Source organism: Arthrobacter sp. U41 (genome assembly GCF_001750145.1).
Classification (GTDB): Bacteria; Actinomycetota; Actinomycetes; order Actinomycetales; family Micrococcaceae; genus Arthrobacter.
Genome location: NZ_CP015733.1, coordinates 22310 through 37278, shown reverse-complemented (window position 1 = coordinate 37278; position 14969 = coordinate 22310). Strand labels below are relative to the sequence as shown.

The 14969-nt window shown below is 64.0% G+C and carries 17 protein-coding genes and 2 pseudogenes; 11 read left to right on the top strand and 8 right to left on the bottom strand.

Annotated features, from left to right (window positions below):
• Positions 1 to 247: 247 nt before the first annotated feature.
• From ASPU41_RS20090 to ASPU41_RS22320, 3 genes and pseudogenes are all read left to right on the top strand, one after another.
• Complete coding sequence (locus ASPU41_RS20090) at positions 248 to 538, top strand: transposase (protein WP_069951590.1); 291 nt, start codon at positions 248 to 250, stop codon at positions 536 to 538.
• A gap of 20 nt (positions 539 to 558) precedes the next feature.
• Positions 559 to 1428, top strand: a pseudogene (locus tag ASPU41_RS20085) (IS3 family transposase); the annotation flags it as partial.
• Positions 1429 to 1475: 47 nt separating this feature from the next.
• Positions 1476 to 1724, top strand: a pseudogene (locus ASPU41_RS22320) (integrase core domain-containing protein); the annotation flags it as partial.
• Between the two features lie 154 nt (positions 1725 to 1878).
• On the opposite strand, the gene ASPU41_RS20080 reads toward ASPU41_RS22320, so the two are convergent.
• A complete protein-coding gene (locus tag ASPU41_RS20080) occupies positions 1879 to 3222 on the bottom strand; it encodes a ParB/RepB/Spo0J family partition protein (RefSeq protein WP_069952866.1) in 1344 nt (447 codons plus the stop codon).
• Between the two features lie 345 nt (positions 3223 to 3567).
• The gene (locus ASPU41_RS20075; RefSeq protein ID WP_069952865.1) at positions 3568 to 3996 is read right to left on the bottom strand and encodes a hypothetical protein; all 429 of its coding nucleotides are present in this window, start codon (positions 3994 to 3996) and stop codon (positions 3568 to 3570) included.
• Positions 3997 to 4506: 510 nt separating this feature from the next.
• On the opposite strand from ASPU41_RS20075, the gene ASPU41_RS20070 reads away from it, so the two are divergent.
• Both ASPU41_RS20070 and ASPU41_RS20065 read left to right on the top strand, forming a co-directional pair.
• Positions 4507 to 4743: a hypothetical protein gene (locus ASPU41_RS20070; RefSeq protein ID WP_157357155.1), complete on the top strand. Its 237-nt coding sequence runs from the start codon at positions 4507 to 4509 to the stop codon at positions 4741 to 4743.
• Between the two features lie 274 nt (positions 4744 to 5017).
• Entirely contained in the window at positions 5018 to 5716 is a 699-nt protein-coding gene (locus ASPU41_RS20065) for a PAS and ANTAR domain-containing protein (RefSeq protein WP_069952863.1), read from the top strand.
• A 188-nt stretch (positions 5717 to 5904) separates the two neighbouring features.
• On the opposite strand, the gene ASPU41_RS20060 is transcribed toward ASPU41_RS20065, so the two are convergent.
• Positions 5905 to 7110, bottom strand: a complete 1206-nt coding sequence (locus tag ASPU41_RS20060) for an IS110 family transposase (protein WP_231941568.1) — start codon at positions 7108 to 7110, stop codon at positions 5905 to 5907.
• A gap of 599 nt (positions 7111 to 7709) precedes the next feature.
• Between ASPU41_RS20060 and ASPU41_RS23135 the strand changes: the two genes are divergently transcribed.
• The gene (locus ASPU41_RS23135; protein ID WP_197515877.1) at positions 7710 to 7868 is read left to right on the top strand and encodes a hypothetical protein; all 159 of its coding nucleotides are present in this window, start codon (positions 7710 to 7712) and stop codon (positions 7866 to 7868) included.
• Positions 7869 to 8089: 221 nt separating this feature from the next.
• Here the strand turns inward: ASPU41_RS23135 and ASPU41_RS20055 are convergent, their stop codons facing one another.
• Positions 8090 to 8683, bottom strand: coding sequence for a DNA-binding protein (locus ASPU41_RS20055; RefSeq protein ID WP_069952862.1), 594 nt, complete (start codon positions 8681 to 8683; stop codon positions 8090 to 8092).
• 217 nt (positions 8684 to 8900) lie between these two features.
• On the opposite strand from ASPU41_RS20055, the gene ASPU41_RS20050 reads away from it, so the two are divergent.
• Positions 8901 to 9455: a helicase-associated protein gene (locus tag ASPU41_RS20050; RefSeq protein ID WP_157357153.1), complete on the top strand. Its 555-nt coding sequence runs from the start codon at positions 8901 to 8903 to the stop codon at positions 9453 to 9455.
• Between the two features lie 45 nt (positions 9456 to 9500).
• Here the strand turns inward: ASPU41_RS20050 and istB are convergent, their stop codons facing one another.
• From istB to ASPU41_RS23580, 4 genes are all read right to left on the bottom strand, one after another.
• Positions 9501 to 10232: an IS21-like element helper ATPase IstB gene (istB, locus tag ASPU41_RS20045; RefSeq protein WP_197515653.1), complete on the bottom strand. Its 732-nt coding sequence runs from the start codon at positions 10230 to 10232 to the stop codon at positions 9501 to 9503.
• Entirely contained in the window at positions 10229 to 11695 is a 1467-nt protein-coding gene (gene istA, locus ASPU41_RS20040) for an IS21 family transposase (protein ID WP_083266303.1), read from the bottom strand. The genes istB and istA overlap by 4 nt, the downstream gene beginning before the upstream one ends.
• Before the next feature lie 163 nt (positions 11696 to 11858).
• Positions 11859 to 12845, bottom strand: coding sequence for an IS3 family transposase (locus tag ASPU41_RS20035; protein WP_231941082.1), 987 nt, complete (start codon positions 12843 to 12845; stop codon positions 11859 to 11861).
• 17 nt (positions 12846 to 12862) lie between these two features.
• Entirely contained in the window at positions 12863 to 13366 is a 504-nt protein-coding gene (locus ASPU41_RS23580) for a transposase (RefSeq protein WP_197515666.1), read from the bottom strand.
• A 171-nt stretch (positions 13367 to 13537) separates the two neighbouring features.
• Here ASPU41_RS23580 and ASPU41_RS23895 point away from each other — a divergent pair, with 171 nt between their 5' ends.
• The 4 genes from ASPU41_RS23895 (at position 13538) to ASPU41_RS20015 (ending at position 14945) form a co-directional block, all read left to right on the top strand.
• On the top strand, positions 13538 to 13711 hold the full coding sequence (locus tag ASPU41_RS23895) for a helicase associated domain-containing protein (RefSeq protein ID WP_331712783.1): 174 nt from the start codon (positions 13538 to 13540) through the stop codon (positions 13709 to 13711).
• A 228-nt stretch (positions 13712 to 13939) separates the two neighbouring features.
• Positions 13940 to 14272, top strand: a complete 333-nt coding sequence (locus ASPU41_RS20025) for a hypothetical protein (RefSeq protein WP_069952860.1) — start codon at positions 13940 to 13942, stop codon at positions 14270 to 14272.
• Complete coding sequence (locus tag ASPU41_RS20020; protein WP_231941562.1) at positions 14253 to 14564, top strand: hypothetical protein; 312 nt, start codon at positions 14253 to 14255, stop codon at positions 14562 to 14564. The genes ASPU41_RS20025 and ASPU41_RS20020 overlap by 20 nt, the downstream gene beginning before the upstream one ends.
• Before the next feature lie 6 nt (positions 14565 to 14570).
• Entirely contained in the window at positions 14571 to 14945 is a 375-nt protein-coding gene (locus tag ASPU41_RS20015; protein ID WP_069952859.1) for a hypothetical protein, read from the top strand.
• Positions 14946 to 14969 lie beyond the last annotated feature (24 nt).

Sequence of the window (14969 nt, the reverse complement as noted above, 5' to 3'; positions counted from 1 at the left end):
GCTAGGAGCATGGATACAAGGCAGGTTAGGCGGAAACATTAAGCCGAGGAACGGGTCAGTGACCCAGGAATCACAAGGGCAGAAGCCGCAACCTCGGCTTAACGGTTTTCTCGGCATAATCGGAGTTAAGCCGAATTCGGCTTAACAGCGATCGGGGCAGCGTGTATACCTCGACCGATTTCAGGGCCCTGGTGGCCGGTCTGAGGTGTATTACTGATGTGAGACAGTCTTTGAAAGGATTGTTCCCATGTCTTCCCGTCCCACGTTTTCTGATGAGTTCAAGGCTGATGCTGTAGATCTCGTGATTACTTCCGGCCGTCCGATCGCGACTGTTGCCTCCGAACTTGGGGTCTCCGTGACCGCGTTGCGCCGGTGGGTCCGCTACCACCGAGAAGGTCACCCCGATACCGCGATGAAAACTGACGAACCCATTGATCCCGCGAAATTCTGGGCCATGGAGGCCAGAATGCGGGAACTTGAACGGGAGAACGATTTCCTAAAAAAAGTTTCAGCGTTCTTCGCCAAAGAACAACGGTAGAAGATTCCTACCGGCTTGTTCAGGCGAAGAGCGCAGAGTTTCCAGTCGCGTGGATGTGCGCGGAGCTGGATGTTCCGAGGGCCTCGTACTACCGCTGGCTGAACGCCGAAGAAACCCCGACGGCTGCCCGGCACGCTGAGCTGACCGGGCAGGTGAAGTCGATGTTTGATTCGTCCGAGGGGATCTTCGGTCACCGCATGGTCCACGACAAACTCACCGCCGAAGGCGTCCAAGTATCGTTGGGGACCGTCGCTGCGATCATGGCAGAGAACGGCTGGCAAGCGCGGCGGATGCGTGCCTTCAAACGCACCACGATCCCCTCGGATCCGGATAAATGTTTCGAGGATCTGATCGGGCGTGACTTCACGTCCGCCACACCAGGCACCCGCCTCGTTGGGGACATCACGTACCTGCGCACGGATGAGGGCTGGCTGTATCTGGCCACCGTCATTGACCTGTGTACCCGCATGATCGTGGGCTGGGCGATGGCCGATCACATGCGTGCATCACTGGTTACGGGCGCCTTGACTATGGCCAGGGACCGCGGACATCTGGAGCCGAACACCATCTTCCACAGCGACAGAGGGACGCAATATACATCCCGTGAAATGGGCAAATGGTGCGCCGGGAACAATGTCCGGCAATCCATGGGAGCCACTGGGGTTTGTTGGGATAATGCCGTGGCCGAATCGGCGTTCTCGTCCCTGAAGAACGAGTTCTACCATCACCACAGCTTCGCAACCCGCCAGGACGCCAGACGGGCCACCATGCGCTATATCGAGGTGTTTTACAACCGCTGGCGGCCGCACAGCAATAACGCCGGGTTGCCGCCGGCCACCGCGATGGCCAATTTCAAAACAAAAAACCAGCCACAAACCGTGGCCGCTTAACCGACCAGAAACTACCCGGCTGTCTCACATCCTTGACACACCTCAGTCTGGGCATGCGCTCCTCGATGGGACGCACCGGCGTGTGCTGGGACAACAGCATGGCCGAATCGTTCTTCTCTGCCCTGAAAAACGAACGTGTATATCGGACCGTTTACGCGACTAAATCACAAGCCCGGAGCGACGTCATTCGCTATATCGAGGGGTTTTACAACAGCCGGCGCCGTCACTCCGCGCTCGGTTACCGCCGGCCCAACGAAGTCCACTATGGTTATCAACAGCCAGCCTTGGCAGCGTAGAAGAATCCACTCATTCCGCTGTCCGAGATCCCCGCAGCAGCCCAGTTCGCCCTGGGCGGCGGACCGCCCGACCTCTGGGAGGTTCGGGGCCCTTGCTGGGGTGAGTGGGCCGGGCGGCTGCCTCTGGGGTACAGCCGCCCGGCTCACTGTCCGGTTACTCGGTGGCGGTGGTGTGCTTGTCGAGGATGATTTTCTCCACGGCACTTGCCGTGTATCCCCAGTCGGTGAGCTGGTTCAGGTAGTGGAAGTGCCGCTTCTCGGCGGACCGCCATGAGTCTTTCTGGATGGTCTTTTCATACCCGGCGCAGATCAGTGCGATGAGGGAGAACTCGGGCCGTGCGGTGGTTTTGGCGGTGTGGTCCCGCAACGGGTTCCAGCCCCACCGGTCGGTGTCCTCGCCTGTCTTGGCTCCGATCATTTCGGTGGCGACCTTGCCGTCGTATCCGCTGGCGGTTTCGGGGTCGTGGGTGATGGCGTGGACGGTGAAGTACTGCCAGCCCTTCGGCGCGGTCTTGCGCGACAGCAGGGTCTTCACGAATTCACGCCTGACCTTGCTGGCACTTTCCATCTCGCGGTTATTGGCTATCAGGGTTTTCCGCTCTGCTTTCTGTTCCTCGGTCATCGGGCCTTTCTGGGCCTGGGTGCCGCCGTCGTAGCGTTCGTACTTCGGGGTGAAGCCCAGGTTCTTCCAGCCGGTGATGACGGGGTTGGCTTTGTGCTGGCCCCGGTAGTCGGTGCTGATCAGGTAGGCGTTGGCGTCCTCGTCGGTGGCTGCTTCCCCGTCGGCCCGCTTCGCGGCCGAGACGTACAGGTTCTCTTCGTTGGCGTAGTGCCCGGCGTCCTCCACGACGGTCTTGCCCTGAGCTTCCAGCTCGGCGATGAGTGCGGCGAGGGCGGCGGCGCGGGCGCGGCGGTCCCGGAGCATCTGCGCGACGTGCAGGAGCTGATCGGGTTCGTCCGCGATCACGGACTCCAGCTCCTCCGTGGCGTCCTGGTCCCCTTCGAAGTCGGCCATGATGAGCGCTTCATCAATGGTGTATCCCTTGCCCAGGGCGGCAGATCCGGCGGTCGATGACTTGGCTTTCAGCGCCCCTTCCACGGTGGTCTTGGTCCGCCCGGTCTTCTTGGCGATCGCGGCGGCTGAAACGCCGATCAGGGACAGCTGGTGGTAGGCGTCGGCCTCGTCCGCTTCGGTCAGTTCGGCGCGCTGGATGTTCTCCACGACCTGCGTCACGATCCGTTCGGCTTCCTCGGGGGACTCGATGATCATCACCGGGATGCTGGTGCGCCCGACTTCCACGGCGGCGCGGGTGCGGCGCTGTCCCATCAGGACATGCACCGTGCCGTCGTCCTTGCGGTGGGCGATGACGGGTTCCATCACGCCGTGCTCTTTGATGCTGGCGATGAAGTCGGCGGTCAGGGCGGCGTCTTTGCGGACGTTGATGTCCACGGTCAGGGTGGCCGGGTCGAGCATTTCGAGGGTGGGTGTGGTGTTCATGGTGTTGCTCCTTTTGCAGAGGATTTCGGTGGGTGGGGCGGCTCAGGTGACCGGCCAGCTTCCCCTCTCCCCCCGTTGTTTTTTGGTTGCTGGCAAGCTCGCTTGCTCGGCGGCCGACGGAGCCCTGTCTACCCGCAGGGCAAGGTGCAGGAAATTCCCGGAGGAAATCAGCGACGAAGGAGCGCCGGAGGGACATTTCCTGCACCGCAGGCCCCGACGAAGGAGGGGCTAGACGGGGTGGAGCGGACGCCTAGAATCCGAAGGAATCTCAATGATGTTGTCAACGGATGTTTGCAGTGCCGCGAGGTGTGCCGGCCAGTTGTGGCCGGGACACCTCGGGCGCTTCTAGTCCGTCCAGCCGGGGTAGGGTTTCCGGTCCTGGTCGGAGAGTTCTTCGGCGGTGGTGGGCAGGTTGTCCGGGCCGTCGGACTGACCGGATGCCCAGTGAAAGAACACCTCGGCCGTGATCGCTGCGAAGCAGGCCTCCTGGGACCGGAACCAATACGTGGAGGTATCGCCTTCTACGTACGTGCCATAGCCGAACAGCTCCCCCGTGCTGTCGCGAGTGCGGGCGACGGCGAAGATGATGTAGGGCCATGATCCTGCGTCCCATCCCTCGCTGCCCCAGTTCGGCAGCACCGACCAGCCGGTGCCTTCGAGGGTGTCCATCCAGTCGTACCCGTCCCCTGCCAGGTCCTCGGCGGGAAGGACCGGTGCGGTGACCGGTTCGGCTGTGTCGGTCATGACCGTGCGGGGCCTGGGTGCTGTGCTCATGAAGTGACGCTCCGATTCGCTCTGGCGGGGCGGACGCCGGAAGAACCGGCTAACCCTCTCCCCCACCATGTTTTTTGCCTGCTGGCGGAGCATCGCGTAGCTGTGCCCGACGGAGCCGGGGCAACCCGAAGGGCAAGCAGCGGATGGGTTGGGTGAGGAAACAAGCACAGCGCCGACCACAAACCATCCGGTGCGCGGCCGTCCGCAGGACGGTTGCGCCGGTGGAGCGGGCACGTAGGATCCAACGGACAGCAGCAAAAAAATAGGGAAAATGCTTCTACTGTCCGAGCGCAGCGAGGCCCGTATCGGCCCCTGGCTGTCGCCTGTCATGCCAGCTTCCGGCCACCCGGGACAGAACACTGCAGTGCGCGCTGGCCCGACGAAGAGACAGTGGCCGCTATGCGGGCGCAGTTGTAGCCTTGGGATACCGCAGGAATGCTTGTCCTGCGATCAAGCAGCGGCTTGAAATCCAGCACTTATGCGAATTTCGGGAGGTCAGCGTGGGCTCTGATGGATGAAAACCAGCAGGCACTGACGCACGTTGCGTTCCTGCTCGCAGACCTCGAGGTCCATGAAGCGTGGTTGGAGTACTTCGCGTACGGGGGCAACCAAGGCCTATGGGTGGTCGATGCCTATCTGAACGGACTGGCTCCGCTGCCGGCCCACGACTGCGACGTGCTGGCGTTGGTCCTCAATGAGCGACTGAGTGACCTCCGCTTGCCGCACCTCGCCTCCTACAGCGGCTAAGAATGCCTCGCGCATCCTTCGGTCCCGCAGCAACAGGAGTGTACGTGGCGCCGTCGCGGCGCATGGCATGGATGCGGGTTTCCCTTGTTCGGCCGCTGCCGCGCTGCTGCGGGGACCGTGTTTGTTCAGCCAGGCATGCAGCCGAACCGGGGTTATTGCCGCGGTCACCCCGTCACAGCGTGCATCCCGGCGGGTGATTGATGTTCTGTGCGACCATACTGAGGATAGACGGTGACATGCCGAGGGATTCCCACGAAGGTTCGGTGCGACCGGTATGAGTTCTTTTGACAGCATGTTCACGTACTCCAGCGCGCTGGGGGCCAATGACTACACCGCGGGGACGTTTCTCATCGATGCCGCGACCGGTTTGATCACGTGGTCCGATACGCTCTACCGGATCCACGGATACCAGCGGGGAGAAGTCGTACCCACCGTCGAACTCGCCATGGCGCACAAACATCCGGACGACAGGGCAAAAATACTGGAAATGAACGCCGCTCTGTCTCAAGCCGGAGGGCACTTCTCTTGCTATCACCGCCTCATCGACTCCTTCCAGCGCGAGCACAGAGTGCTGGCTTCCGGGGAGGCCGTTCTCGACGCGGATGGCAGGCTCTTCTCCATCGTGGGAATCATGGTGGACCTGACCTCAACAGTCCACTCCGAAACTGAACGGGCCACCAGGGATGCCGTCGCCGGAGCCGTCCGCGCCCGCGCCGTCATCGAAAGAGCCCGCGGCATCCTCATGGGACGGCTCAGTATCGGCGCCGATGCAGCGTTCGCCCTGCTCTGCATCCACAGCAACTACACCAATATAAAACTGGCCGCCATAGCCTCCCAGCTTGTCGGCCTCGCCGAAGACCCCCGCAACGCGGCCGCTTTCGCTACCCTCGTGCATGACCTTCAATGCCATACAGCTCATGCCCCTGCGATACGCCGGGAGAAGGTCAAGCAGCCGGCCGCTCATAAATCGTAGGAACATCGTGTCCGTGGACGGGTTGCTGCACTTCACTGCAGGCATGGGAGCCCGCCCTCGAATATCACGACCGCTGGACCGCCCAGCGCCACGTACCCCCCGCCCCCGTCGGGACAGGTCTTCCCTACCCGCCGATGACCCAAGACGCCGACGGCCGAGCTGGACCGGCGGTTCCGGAGTCGAGTCGGTCAGGCAGCCAGACGGGCTGTCGGCGCTGGGACCGGGGTGTAGGTGGTGCCGTCGCGGAACATGGCCCAGAGGACGTTCAGTCGGCGGCGGGCCAGGGAGAGCATGGCCTGGATGTGGGTTTTGCCTTCAGCGCGTTTTCGGTCGTAGTAGGTCCGTGAGGCGGGGCAGCTTTTCAGGGCAGATAGGCCGGAGAGGTAGAAGACCCGCAGGAGCCTGCGGTCGTAGCGGCGGGGCCGGTGGTGGTTGCCGGTGATCCGTCCGGAGTCCCGGGGTGCGGGTGCGAGCCCGGCGACGCCGGCGAACCGGTCTGCGGTTTCGAAGACGGTGAGGTCTCCGCCGGTGGCGCCAAGGAACTCCGCGGCGAGGACGGGGCCGAAGCCCGGCATGCTCAGCAGCACCCGGGTGTGGCGGTGTTCGGTGACCTTCTCGCTGATCAACGCGTCCAGCTCGGCGAGTTCCTCGTTCAGGGTGATGATTTCCCGGGCGAGGGCCGCGACAATCAGTTCCCCCACATGCTGGGCGGGGACGGTCGTGTGCTGGGACTTCGCGGCATCGACGGCGGCCTGCGCGACCGCGGCGGAGGAGCGGGCGCCGTGTTTCTTCAGCCAGGCGTGGATCCTGGTTTGGCCGGTGCGGCGGATCCCGTCCGGGGTCCGGTGTTTGGTCAGCAGCAACAGGGCCGCCTTGGAGCGGCTGTAGTCAAAGGCCCGCTCCAGCGCCGGGAAGTATTCCAGCAGCTGGGCCTGCAGGCGGTTGATCGCCCGGACCCGGTCCGCGGATTTATCGGCCCGCCGGGCGGTGAGGATCCGCAAGCCCGTGCTGATCTCATCCCCGGCCCGCAGCGGCTGCAAATCCCGGCGCATCCTGGCCTGGTCAGCGATCACAGCGGCGTCTTTGGCGTCCGTTTTGCCCTCGCCGCGGTAGAGCTTGGAGGCGTGGTGGACGATCCGGCCCGGGATGTAGAGGACGTTCTGGCCGTGGGCGACAAGGATAGCGATCAGCAGCGCCGGGCCGCCGTGGTTCAGGTCCGTCGCCCAGATGACCTCGTCCCCGTCGGCGAGTTTGAGGACGTTGGCGATGAGGTCCAGCAGGGCCGGTTCGTCGTTGGGGATTTTCTGCGAGAGCAAACGGTTTCCGTCTGCGTCGATCACGACGCAGTGATGATGGGCTTTGCCGGCATCGATACCGGCCCACAATTTTGCCAAAACAGCCTCCAGTCTGTCGGATGGGTGGAACCCGGCAGATAACCGCGCCGTCGTGTCCTTATCCGGCGATTCAAGTCGCGTCTCTCAATCAGCGGTCGGGTCATCGCGGAGAGCGCGGGCGGCCAATCCTTCGGAGCCGTCACGGATGAAACCGTCCGGCCACAGCAATCCAAGCCATACCCGCCTCCCCCGGGTAGCCACGACCCTACAACGGCCACGGAACCACCCGTCAACACCATAAGGACAGCAACCAAAAAACGTCGCAGACGTAAGAAAAGGGCCAGGGCTGGCCGGAGCCCTGCGACGGACAGCACTGGACCCCACAGCCGGCCGCGCCAGCGGACGCCCGCTAACTGGTTGGAGCGCAGCGGAAATCAGGGCCTGGCTATGGTGGAACGGTCCCGCCGGTTGCAGCTACTTCTCCCCCGAGCAGACCTCCTGGTGGGCTATTTCAGCCAGCGGGGCAGCGCATGGGGTTACGGAGTATTTTTGGGAAACGCCCGGCAGCGGCGCAGACGGGCGATGCCATGTCCGTGGCGGACGGCCCCGGAGCCGGTGGAGCCGCTGACAGCCGAACAGATCCGGGAACTGGAAGAGGCATGGCCGAGCTGGCCGCGACCCAGGATGCACCGGAGCTGACGAACTTCCATGCCTGCACCCGCACGGGCCGGCCCTGGACCGAAGACCCGGCAGCCGTCAGGGCGGTAGCGACAACGCCGCGGGAGTTCCCGGCACCGGAATACCAGCCGCCAAGGTAGCAACGGCAAGGCCGGCCGCCGGCCCCGCGCCGGTCTAAGAGTCCCTGCCCAGAACCGGGTCCCCGGGAACGGCCTGATAAGGAGGTAGTCGAGGCCGCCAGGGCTGTCTGTGACAGCAGGAAGTTCACGAGAGTCAGCGGGTCCATGAGGGGCCTGTTGCTTCCCCTCAAGAGGTAGGACCCTCCCGCGCAGCTCAGAGCTGGGGGGCCTCCGCCACTGGTCTACTTGGCCTGGTCGTTCTTGTCCGGGGTTTCCGGCACGATGCGCTGCAGGAGCGCGTCGTGCGCCTTTTGCAGGGTCTCTGCTCTGGCTTCGGCCGCGGCCACCCTCGCCGCTGCGTCGGCTGCGGTGTTGCTGGCCTGCTGTTCGGCGGTGCGTGCCTGCTCCAGCTGCGCCTTCATCGCCGCGGCCTGGGTGTCCAGTGCCGTGATCCGTGCGGTGAGTTCGGTGACGGCGGCGTCTTTCTCGCCCGTGACCTTGTCCAGGTCAGCGACGAGTTCGGAGATCTCCAGCGCCAGGTCCTTCTTCTCCTGCGCCCAGACCGCTTCCTCGGCGGCGTGCCGCTCATTGGCCACGGCGGACGCTTCGGCCCAGCAGGCACCGGCCAGGCGCGCGGCCTGTTCCAGCACTGTTGCCGGCGTCGCGGCGACCTGGCCGCCCGCGGCCTGCTTCTCCTCCACCCATTCCTTCAGGTAACGGGTGGCATCGGCGTTGCTCACACCCGCCGCTGCCCGCACCGTCGAGACGGTCGGCCGGCGCTCGGCACTGATCTGCTCCGCAGCAGCAAACACACGGTCTTTCACACTCAACGCCACGGCGACAACCTCAAAAGTAGTAGTAGGAGTAGTAGCAAAACTACTACTCCTACTACTTTCTGGCAATACCGCCGCCCCGAACTGCCTCATCGGCTTCTCGTTTCCGCCGGATCCGGGAACGGGGGGCCCGGCGGACGCCCGGGACCGGCGCGTCCGGGGGCCTCCAGCATTTGCGCGCGCGCCCTGGCGGGAGGGCCGTGGCAGGATGGGGTCCATTATGGACAGGCGGTTACGGCGCGCTCCGGACGCGGAATGGGTGTTGATGTACCGGCACGGGCTGAGCCGGAAACGCATCGCTGAGCTCGTGCGCGTTCATCCCGCCGTCGTCGGCTATCACCTGGTCATCGCCCGCCGCCGGGATCTGGATCTTGAGGCCGAACACCAGGCCGCTGCGGGCGCCAGAACCGGCCCCTCCCCCAGGAGCCTTGCCCGCATGGAGGAGGTCATCGCCTGGATTACGGCCAAGAGCCGGCTCCCCCGCGGCCACTCGGAGAACAGGGGTGAACGGTCCATGGCCCGGTGGCTCTCGGAGCGCCGGCGCGAAGCAGCCGAAGGAACCCTTGACCCGGCATACCGCGACGGACTCGCACGGGTTCCGGAATGGGCCGGGAACCACAGGGCAGCTGCGGACGAAGCCAGGTGGCACGACCGTCTCGCCCAGCTCGTGGAGTTCCGACACGAAGGCCACGACTGGCCACGCCACCACGACTATGACTCAGAGCGCGAACACACCTGTGTTTCGTCAAGTTTAAGTAGGCCGTTTCAGCGCTAAGAATTAGGCCACGTCGGCTCTTTTCTGGTCCATTTCAGCGGTTGGCTATTTCATGAGGGCATTTTTGACCCGGTAGGACTCGCCGCGGAACTGCAGAAGCCGCCCGTGGTGGACCAATCTGTCAATGACGGCGGCGGCCATGTTGTCGTCTCCGAACACGGTGCCCCAGCGGGAAAACTCCAAATTTGTTGTGATGATCAGGCTTCGTTTTTCATACCCGTCCGCGATCACTTGGAAGAGTAGCCTGGCCCCTTCGGCGTCGATCGGGAGGTAGCCCAGCTCGTCGATGGCCAGGAGCCGGTTCTTGGCCAGGGAGGCCAGTTCCTTGTCGAGGCGGTCTTCGTCCTTGGCGCGGCGCAGCATCATGACCAGGGCGGAGGTGGTGAAGAACCTGGCGGGGATGCCCTGCCGGCAGGCGGCGGCCACCAGGGCGGTGGCCATGTGAGTTTTGCCGGTGCCCACGTCGCCGTAGAGGACCAGGTCCTGGGCCCGGTTGATGAAATCCAGGGATTCGAGAGGTCCGCGGCCGTAGTCCTCCGGGAACCTGACACTGCTGTAGTCGAACCCGGTGAGTGTTTTCATGGCCGGCAACCTTGCGGCCTTCAACAGCCGCTGGCGCCGTGACTCCTGCCGGGATTCGTGCTCGGCGACCAGCACCCCGTGCAGGTATTCACGTTGCTTCGGGGTGCCCTTCTCGGCCCAATCGGTCAACACGCTGCCGGTCAGCGAGGCGTGCTTGCCCGCCTCAAGGAGGTCCTGGACGGTGATCGTGCTCATGCTATTTCTCCTGTGGTGGTGTTCAGGGTGGTGAAGGTGTCATAGACGCTCAGGTCCACGTTCGTTGCCTCCGGTTCGGTGCCATCAGCCAGACGGCGGGCCAGCATGCCCAGCATGGCCATGTCCGGTGCATCCCCGCGCTGGATCAGGGTGTCGGCAGCGGCCACCGCGGCATCGAATCCCGCCACCGATGAGGCAGCATCCACCGAGTTGAGCAGCCGGCGCCGATCCGTGGCCGTGGCCCGGTCCAACCAGTCACGCACCGGGTCCGTCACCAGGGCCCGCAGCGGCGAATGGGACCACGCCCCGGGCTTCGTCACCAGCAACGGCACCAGGGAAGCAGGGTCAAAGACCGTCTCGGCCTGCTTGCCGAAGACGCGCGGGAACGTGCGGACAGGTTCGGAATGCTCATCAAGGATCTGCACCACGTCGTGTCCCAACCCCACCGTGAGCATTCGCCCGTGGAAAGCGGGCCCGGCGGCGTACGTGTTCCCGTCAATGAGCAGGTTCCCGGTCTTGTCGGCCTTGCGCGATTCGTAGCGCACGGCATCGAAACCGATCCCCGGCAGGTCTATGGACGCCGCAACGTCCTGGGCGAACAGCTCACCCAGGGGCAGGCCCTTGCGGTAGTGCACGGTGGTGGCCAACGCGTCGCAGCGCGCCATGAGGTCCTTGTTCAGCCCCTCCAGGGTGGCGGCCTCCGGCTCGGGGACCATGAAGTTCCGGCGCAGGAACCCCACCGCGTTCTCCACGTTGCCCTTCTCATGGCCCGAGTACGGATTGCAATAGCGTGACTCGGACCTGTAGTGGAGTTTGAAGGCGCCAAACAGCTTCGTCTCGGTCACCCGGGTTCCCACCCGATTTCCGATGCCCGTGGCATTATCAAAGACCATGTGCCGCGGCGCAGCCCGAATGTGCTCAAACACCCTCCGCAGCCCGTGGGCCACGCATTCGGCGGTCTCGCCCCGATACGCCTGCACGAAGCGCATGTTCGAGAACGGGAAGGTCACCACCAGGATATGCAGGACCTGCCGGATCCCGGCAACGATGGCCTCGGCCTGACCGAAGTCGACCTGCACGGTGCCGGCAGGCCAGACCAGTTCGGTAAACCCCTCACCGGGCTGCCGGTGGGCGGCCAACCATTTCTTCACGTACCGCTGGACCGGTGAATAGGTGGCGGTAAAACCATGCTCGTCAACGAGCCGGTCGAAGATCCGCTTCGCCGTATGCCGCTGCTTGCGGTTCCGGCGCTGATCCTCGATGAGCCACCGCTCAATGATGTGCTCGAACCCGGTCAGCACCGAGGCCCCCGGCCTGGCCAGCGGTGCCCGCGGCGCCGGGGAGAAGTCCTCCTGCTCGGCGTACTTGGCCGCCGAGGTCCGGCTCACTCCAAGCCTTCGGGCGATCTGACGCACCGGGACTCCCTGGGAGTCGAGTCTTCTGATATTTTCTTGAACGGACATGGGTACCGTCATCTCACTTTCCAGCCCTTCCGGCGCATACGCTTCGCAATGGCAGCACCGTAAGGAACCTATCTGGGGGTGGCGGGCCCATGTCCCCAACACTCTGGGAAAGGCCCCCGACCACCCGGGTGATCTCTAACTTCAGGCAACGGAATTTGTCAAATCAAATGAGACGTAGTGGTTGTTGTAAATGCACCGAGGGCGCGGCTCTTTTTGCCGGGTCGTTGATCGCCGCCTTCAGCGGCAGCGGAGGTGCGGCAGGACGGCGGACAAACCGCTCGGGATGCGCGCCGTACGCCCGGTCCAGGGTGTGCTGGCGTTGTTCACGCACGTCCTCGGCTGTGCCGTAGTGCACGCTGGCCGGGGTGTGATAGCCGATCCCGGAATGCCTGTGCTCGTGGTTGTAGTAGGCGGTGAATCCTTCCATCCAGGTCCTGGCCTCGTTCACGGAGTCGAACCGTTCCGGGTAGTCAGAGGTGTATTTCATGGTCTTGAATTGGGCCTCGCTGAACGGATTGTCATTCGATGTATGGGCTCGGGAATGCGACCTGGTGATATCCATGTCCACCAGCATCGAGGCAAGGGCTTTGGACGTCATCGCCGCCCCACCATCGGCGTGCAGGTACCCCGGAGGGTTACCACCGGTCTCGGCGACAATCTCCTGCACGAGGTCCGCGGCCAGCTGGCCGTCCTCGATACGCTCGATGCGCCAGCCCACCACGTAACGGGAAAAAATATCCAGCACCACGTAGGCGTGATACCAGATTCCCTTCGCCGGGCCACGCATCTTCGTTATATCCCAGGACCACACTTCGCACGGTTTTGTGGCCATGAGCTCCGGAATCACCTTGGTCGGATGAGTGGCTTGCCGTCGGCGTTCCCCGCCCATCTTCGCGTCCGCCAGCACGCGATACATGGTGCGCTGCGAACACCAGTACCGCCCCTCGTCCAGCTCACGGACATAGACCTGGGTCGGTGAAAGGTTCGCGTAGTCTTGGCGGTTGAGCACCGACAGGATCTCGGCACGCTCGGCCGGCGAGAGCTCCGCCGGGTGCTGGGCCTTGGGCCAGGGCCCGTGCATCCGGGGCTTGGGCGCGGCCTGCCGGTGATGGGTGGCCCGGGAGCGGCCCACCAGCCTGCAGGCCCTCACCACCCCGAGGTGCCCGGTCAGTTCCGTTGCGGTTGCTGATTGCCACGACTGGTGTGCGGTGCTGGTGATTGCGCGTTCTTCGATGAGAGAGCTTCCAAGAACGCGACTCCTTTTCCCAAGGTATCCAGGGCGGCATCCGAGGAAGCCAACTTCCCGCGGGTCCGCTCGTGTGCGGCCCGCTCCGCGACCAGGTCCTTGGTCAGCTGGGCGATCTGGGCCTGCTCGTCCGTGTTCTTCGGCCGGCCCCGGCGTGCCGCCGGCTTCGCGAGCCTGCCCGCATCGAACGCGGCCCGCCATTCCTGGATATGGGAATCGTAGAGCCGTTCGCGGCGTAGCACTGCGCCCTTGGAACCGTTCGGTGCCGCATCGTATTCCTGGACGATCGCGCGTTTGAACTCGGCGGTAAAGGTCCTGCGTGCCGACCGGTTGGAACGCGGGCCCTGCTCCGCTGATCCTTGGTCCTGGCTGGCTATTTCTTCCGGTACGGGCTGTCCAGTCCCTGCTGGTGTGGATGTATTCATGGTGAAGTTTCCCTCCTGCCTCCAGCCTCTATTCTCGTTCAAGAAGCGGTCTCTAACGAGTCTGGCCGATAGGGCAAGCCCCCGAAACCTGATTCCGGGAAGAAAAAACTGGCCTAATTCTTACCGCTCTTTTGGCCTGAAACGAGCCACCAACATGGCTCAAATTCCTGGCTGAAACGGCCTACAGATAGTCGATCACACACACACACCCTCGGAGTGTGGATCCACGCCCAGCGATACAAACGCCGCCGCGGCGATCTCGACCCCACCAGGATCAGGCTTCTGGATGAGGCCGTTCCCGGTTGGCAGCCCGGGAGAACCAGAGGCCGCCCTCCCCGCCGGTGACTGGTTCGGGTTGTGCCCATTGGGGGCAGGTGGAGCCCTCCGCACAGCTCAGGCTGTCCCCACTGGCGTTCAACCCCGCCCGCCGAAGGCCCGCGCCGGCGCCCGGGTCGCTGACTGTCGTAGCCGCCGAGCATAATGAGATCTGCGTGATCATGCATCAGATGCACTTCGACATGATTGCGCTTTTTCTTGGTGTGTCGATTCGAACATATATTCTAAAGTGGTGGTATGGGACCGGATCAGGCGGGCAGGCTGCAGGCGCAGTATGCGCGGCGGGCATCCCCGATTGGGCTGACGGTGGAAGAGCTCGATTTCGAGCACTTCCCGTCCAAAAACGGGTTCCCCGGAATCCCGGTGAAGGCGTGGATCAGGTTTCCGAACTGCGCCGAGCTGGTGGACGGCGAGGTGTACGCCTGGACGACAAAAGCCGTCGAAGTGACCTGGTGCGACGGGCCACTGACCCGCCGGACCTGGGTATGGAGTTCGGCGGTAACCCGCCGGGAAGAAATGATGAACAGGAACCTGGGAGAACGCGTAAACCGTGACAGCAGTAGCGAATGAAACAACCCTGGACGTTGACGTTGACGTCCGGTTCACCCCGGCCGGCACTCCACTGGCCGTCCGGTTTGATGACCGGATCTGGGCCGTGGCGGCCGACCCGGTGCACTGGTTCACCCGGGACGCCTGGTGGAACACCCGGCGTACCGCGGCCGTCGGCAGCGGCGACCTGGTGAGCATCGAATATTGGAGGATTCAGGTGCGTCTGGGCACTTCAAGCTCGGCCCTGCTGACGTTCACGCTGCGCCGGAATCCGCTCTCCACCCAGTGGCTGCTGGAAAGCATCAGCGACTAAGCCACAGTGACCCCTCAGACGATCAGCGATCAGACCTGGGCCGGCATCCGGACCGAGTTCACGCTGCCGGCCCTCGCGCAGGTGCACCGCCGGCTCTCCGAACTAATGGAAGACCCGGAACCGCTCATGCGGCAGCTCGTCCGCGTCTTCATCGACGACGGCACCTTCTGCCCGGGATTCCAGTTCCTCCCCGGCGGACAACTCCAGCCAACCGTCACGGCACTCTTCCGCAGAGCCATGGAGCTGGAGATCCCCCACAACTACTTCACCCTCTGGATGATCACCCCGTCCAGGGACCTGGCCGGGACCCGCCCCGTCGACCACCTGAAGACGAACACCGCTCCCCTACTCCGGGCACTGGAATCCTACCGCTGGCGCTAACGCCGGCCCTTGACGGGACCGGCC

What these genes read in the sequence shown, in the direction of transcription:
- ASPU41_RS20080 (WP_069952866.1), bottom strand. Translation starts at nt 3,222, where the DNA reads ATGAACACCACACCCACCCTCGAAATGCTCGACCCGGCCACCCTGACC.
- ASPU41_RS23135 (WP_197515877.1), top strand. Translation starts at nt 7,710, where the DNA reads ATGGCCGAGCTGGCCGCGACCCAGGATGCACCGGAGCTGACGAACTTC.
- ASPU41_RS20075 (WP_069952865.1), bottom strand. Translation starts at nt 3,996, where the DNA reads ATGAGCACAGCACCCAGGCCCCGCACGGTCATGACCGACACAGCCGAA.
- ASPU41_RS20090 (WP_069951590.1), top strand. Translation starts at nt 248, where the DNA reads ATGTCTTCCCGTCCCACGTTTTCTGATGAGTTCAAGGCTGATGCTGTA.
- ASPU41_RS20070 (WP_157357155.1), top strand. Translation starts at nt 4,507, where the DNA reads ATGGATGAAAACCAGCAGGCACTGACGCACGTTGCGTTCCTGCTCGCA.
- ASPU41_RS23580 (WP_197515666.1), bottom strand. Translation starts at nt 13,366, where the DNA reads ATGAATACATCCACACCAGCAGGGACTGGACAGCCCGTACCGGAAGAA.
- istA (WP_083266303.1), bottom strand. Translation starts at nt 11,695, where the DNA reads ATGTCCGTTCAAGAAAATATCAGAAGACTCGACTCCCAGGGAGTCCCG.
- ASPU41_RS20025 (WP_069952860.1), top strand. Translation starts at nt 13,940, where the DNA reads ATGGGACCGGATCAGGCGGGCAGGCTGCAGGCGCAGTATGCGCGGCGG.
- ASPU41_RS20065 (WP_069952863.1), top strand. Translation starts at nt 5,018, where the DNA reads ATGAGTTCTTTTGACAGCATGTTCACGTACTCCAGCGCGCTGGGGGCC.
- istB (WP_197515653.1), bottom strand. Translation starts at nt 10,232, where the DNA reads ATGAGCACGATCACCGTCCAGGACCTCCTTGAGGCGGGCAAGCACGCC.
- ASPU41_RS20050 (WP_157357153.1), top strand. Translation starts at nt 8,901, where the DNA reads ATGGACAGGCGGTTACGGCGCGCTCCGGACGCGGAATGGGTGTTGATG.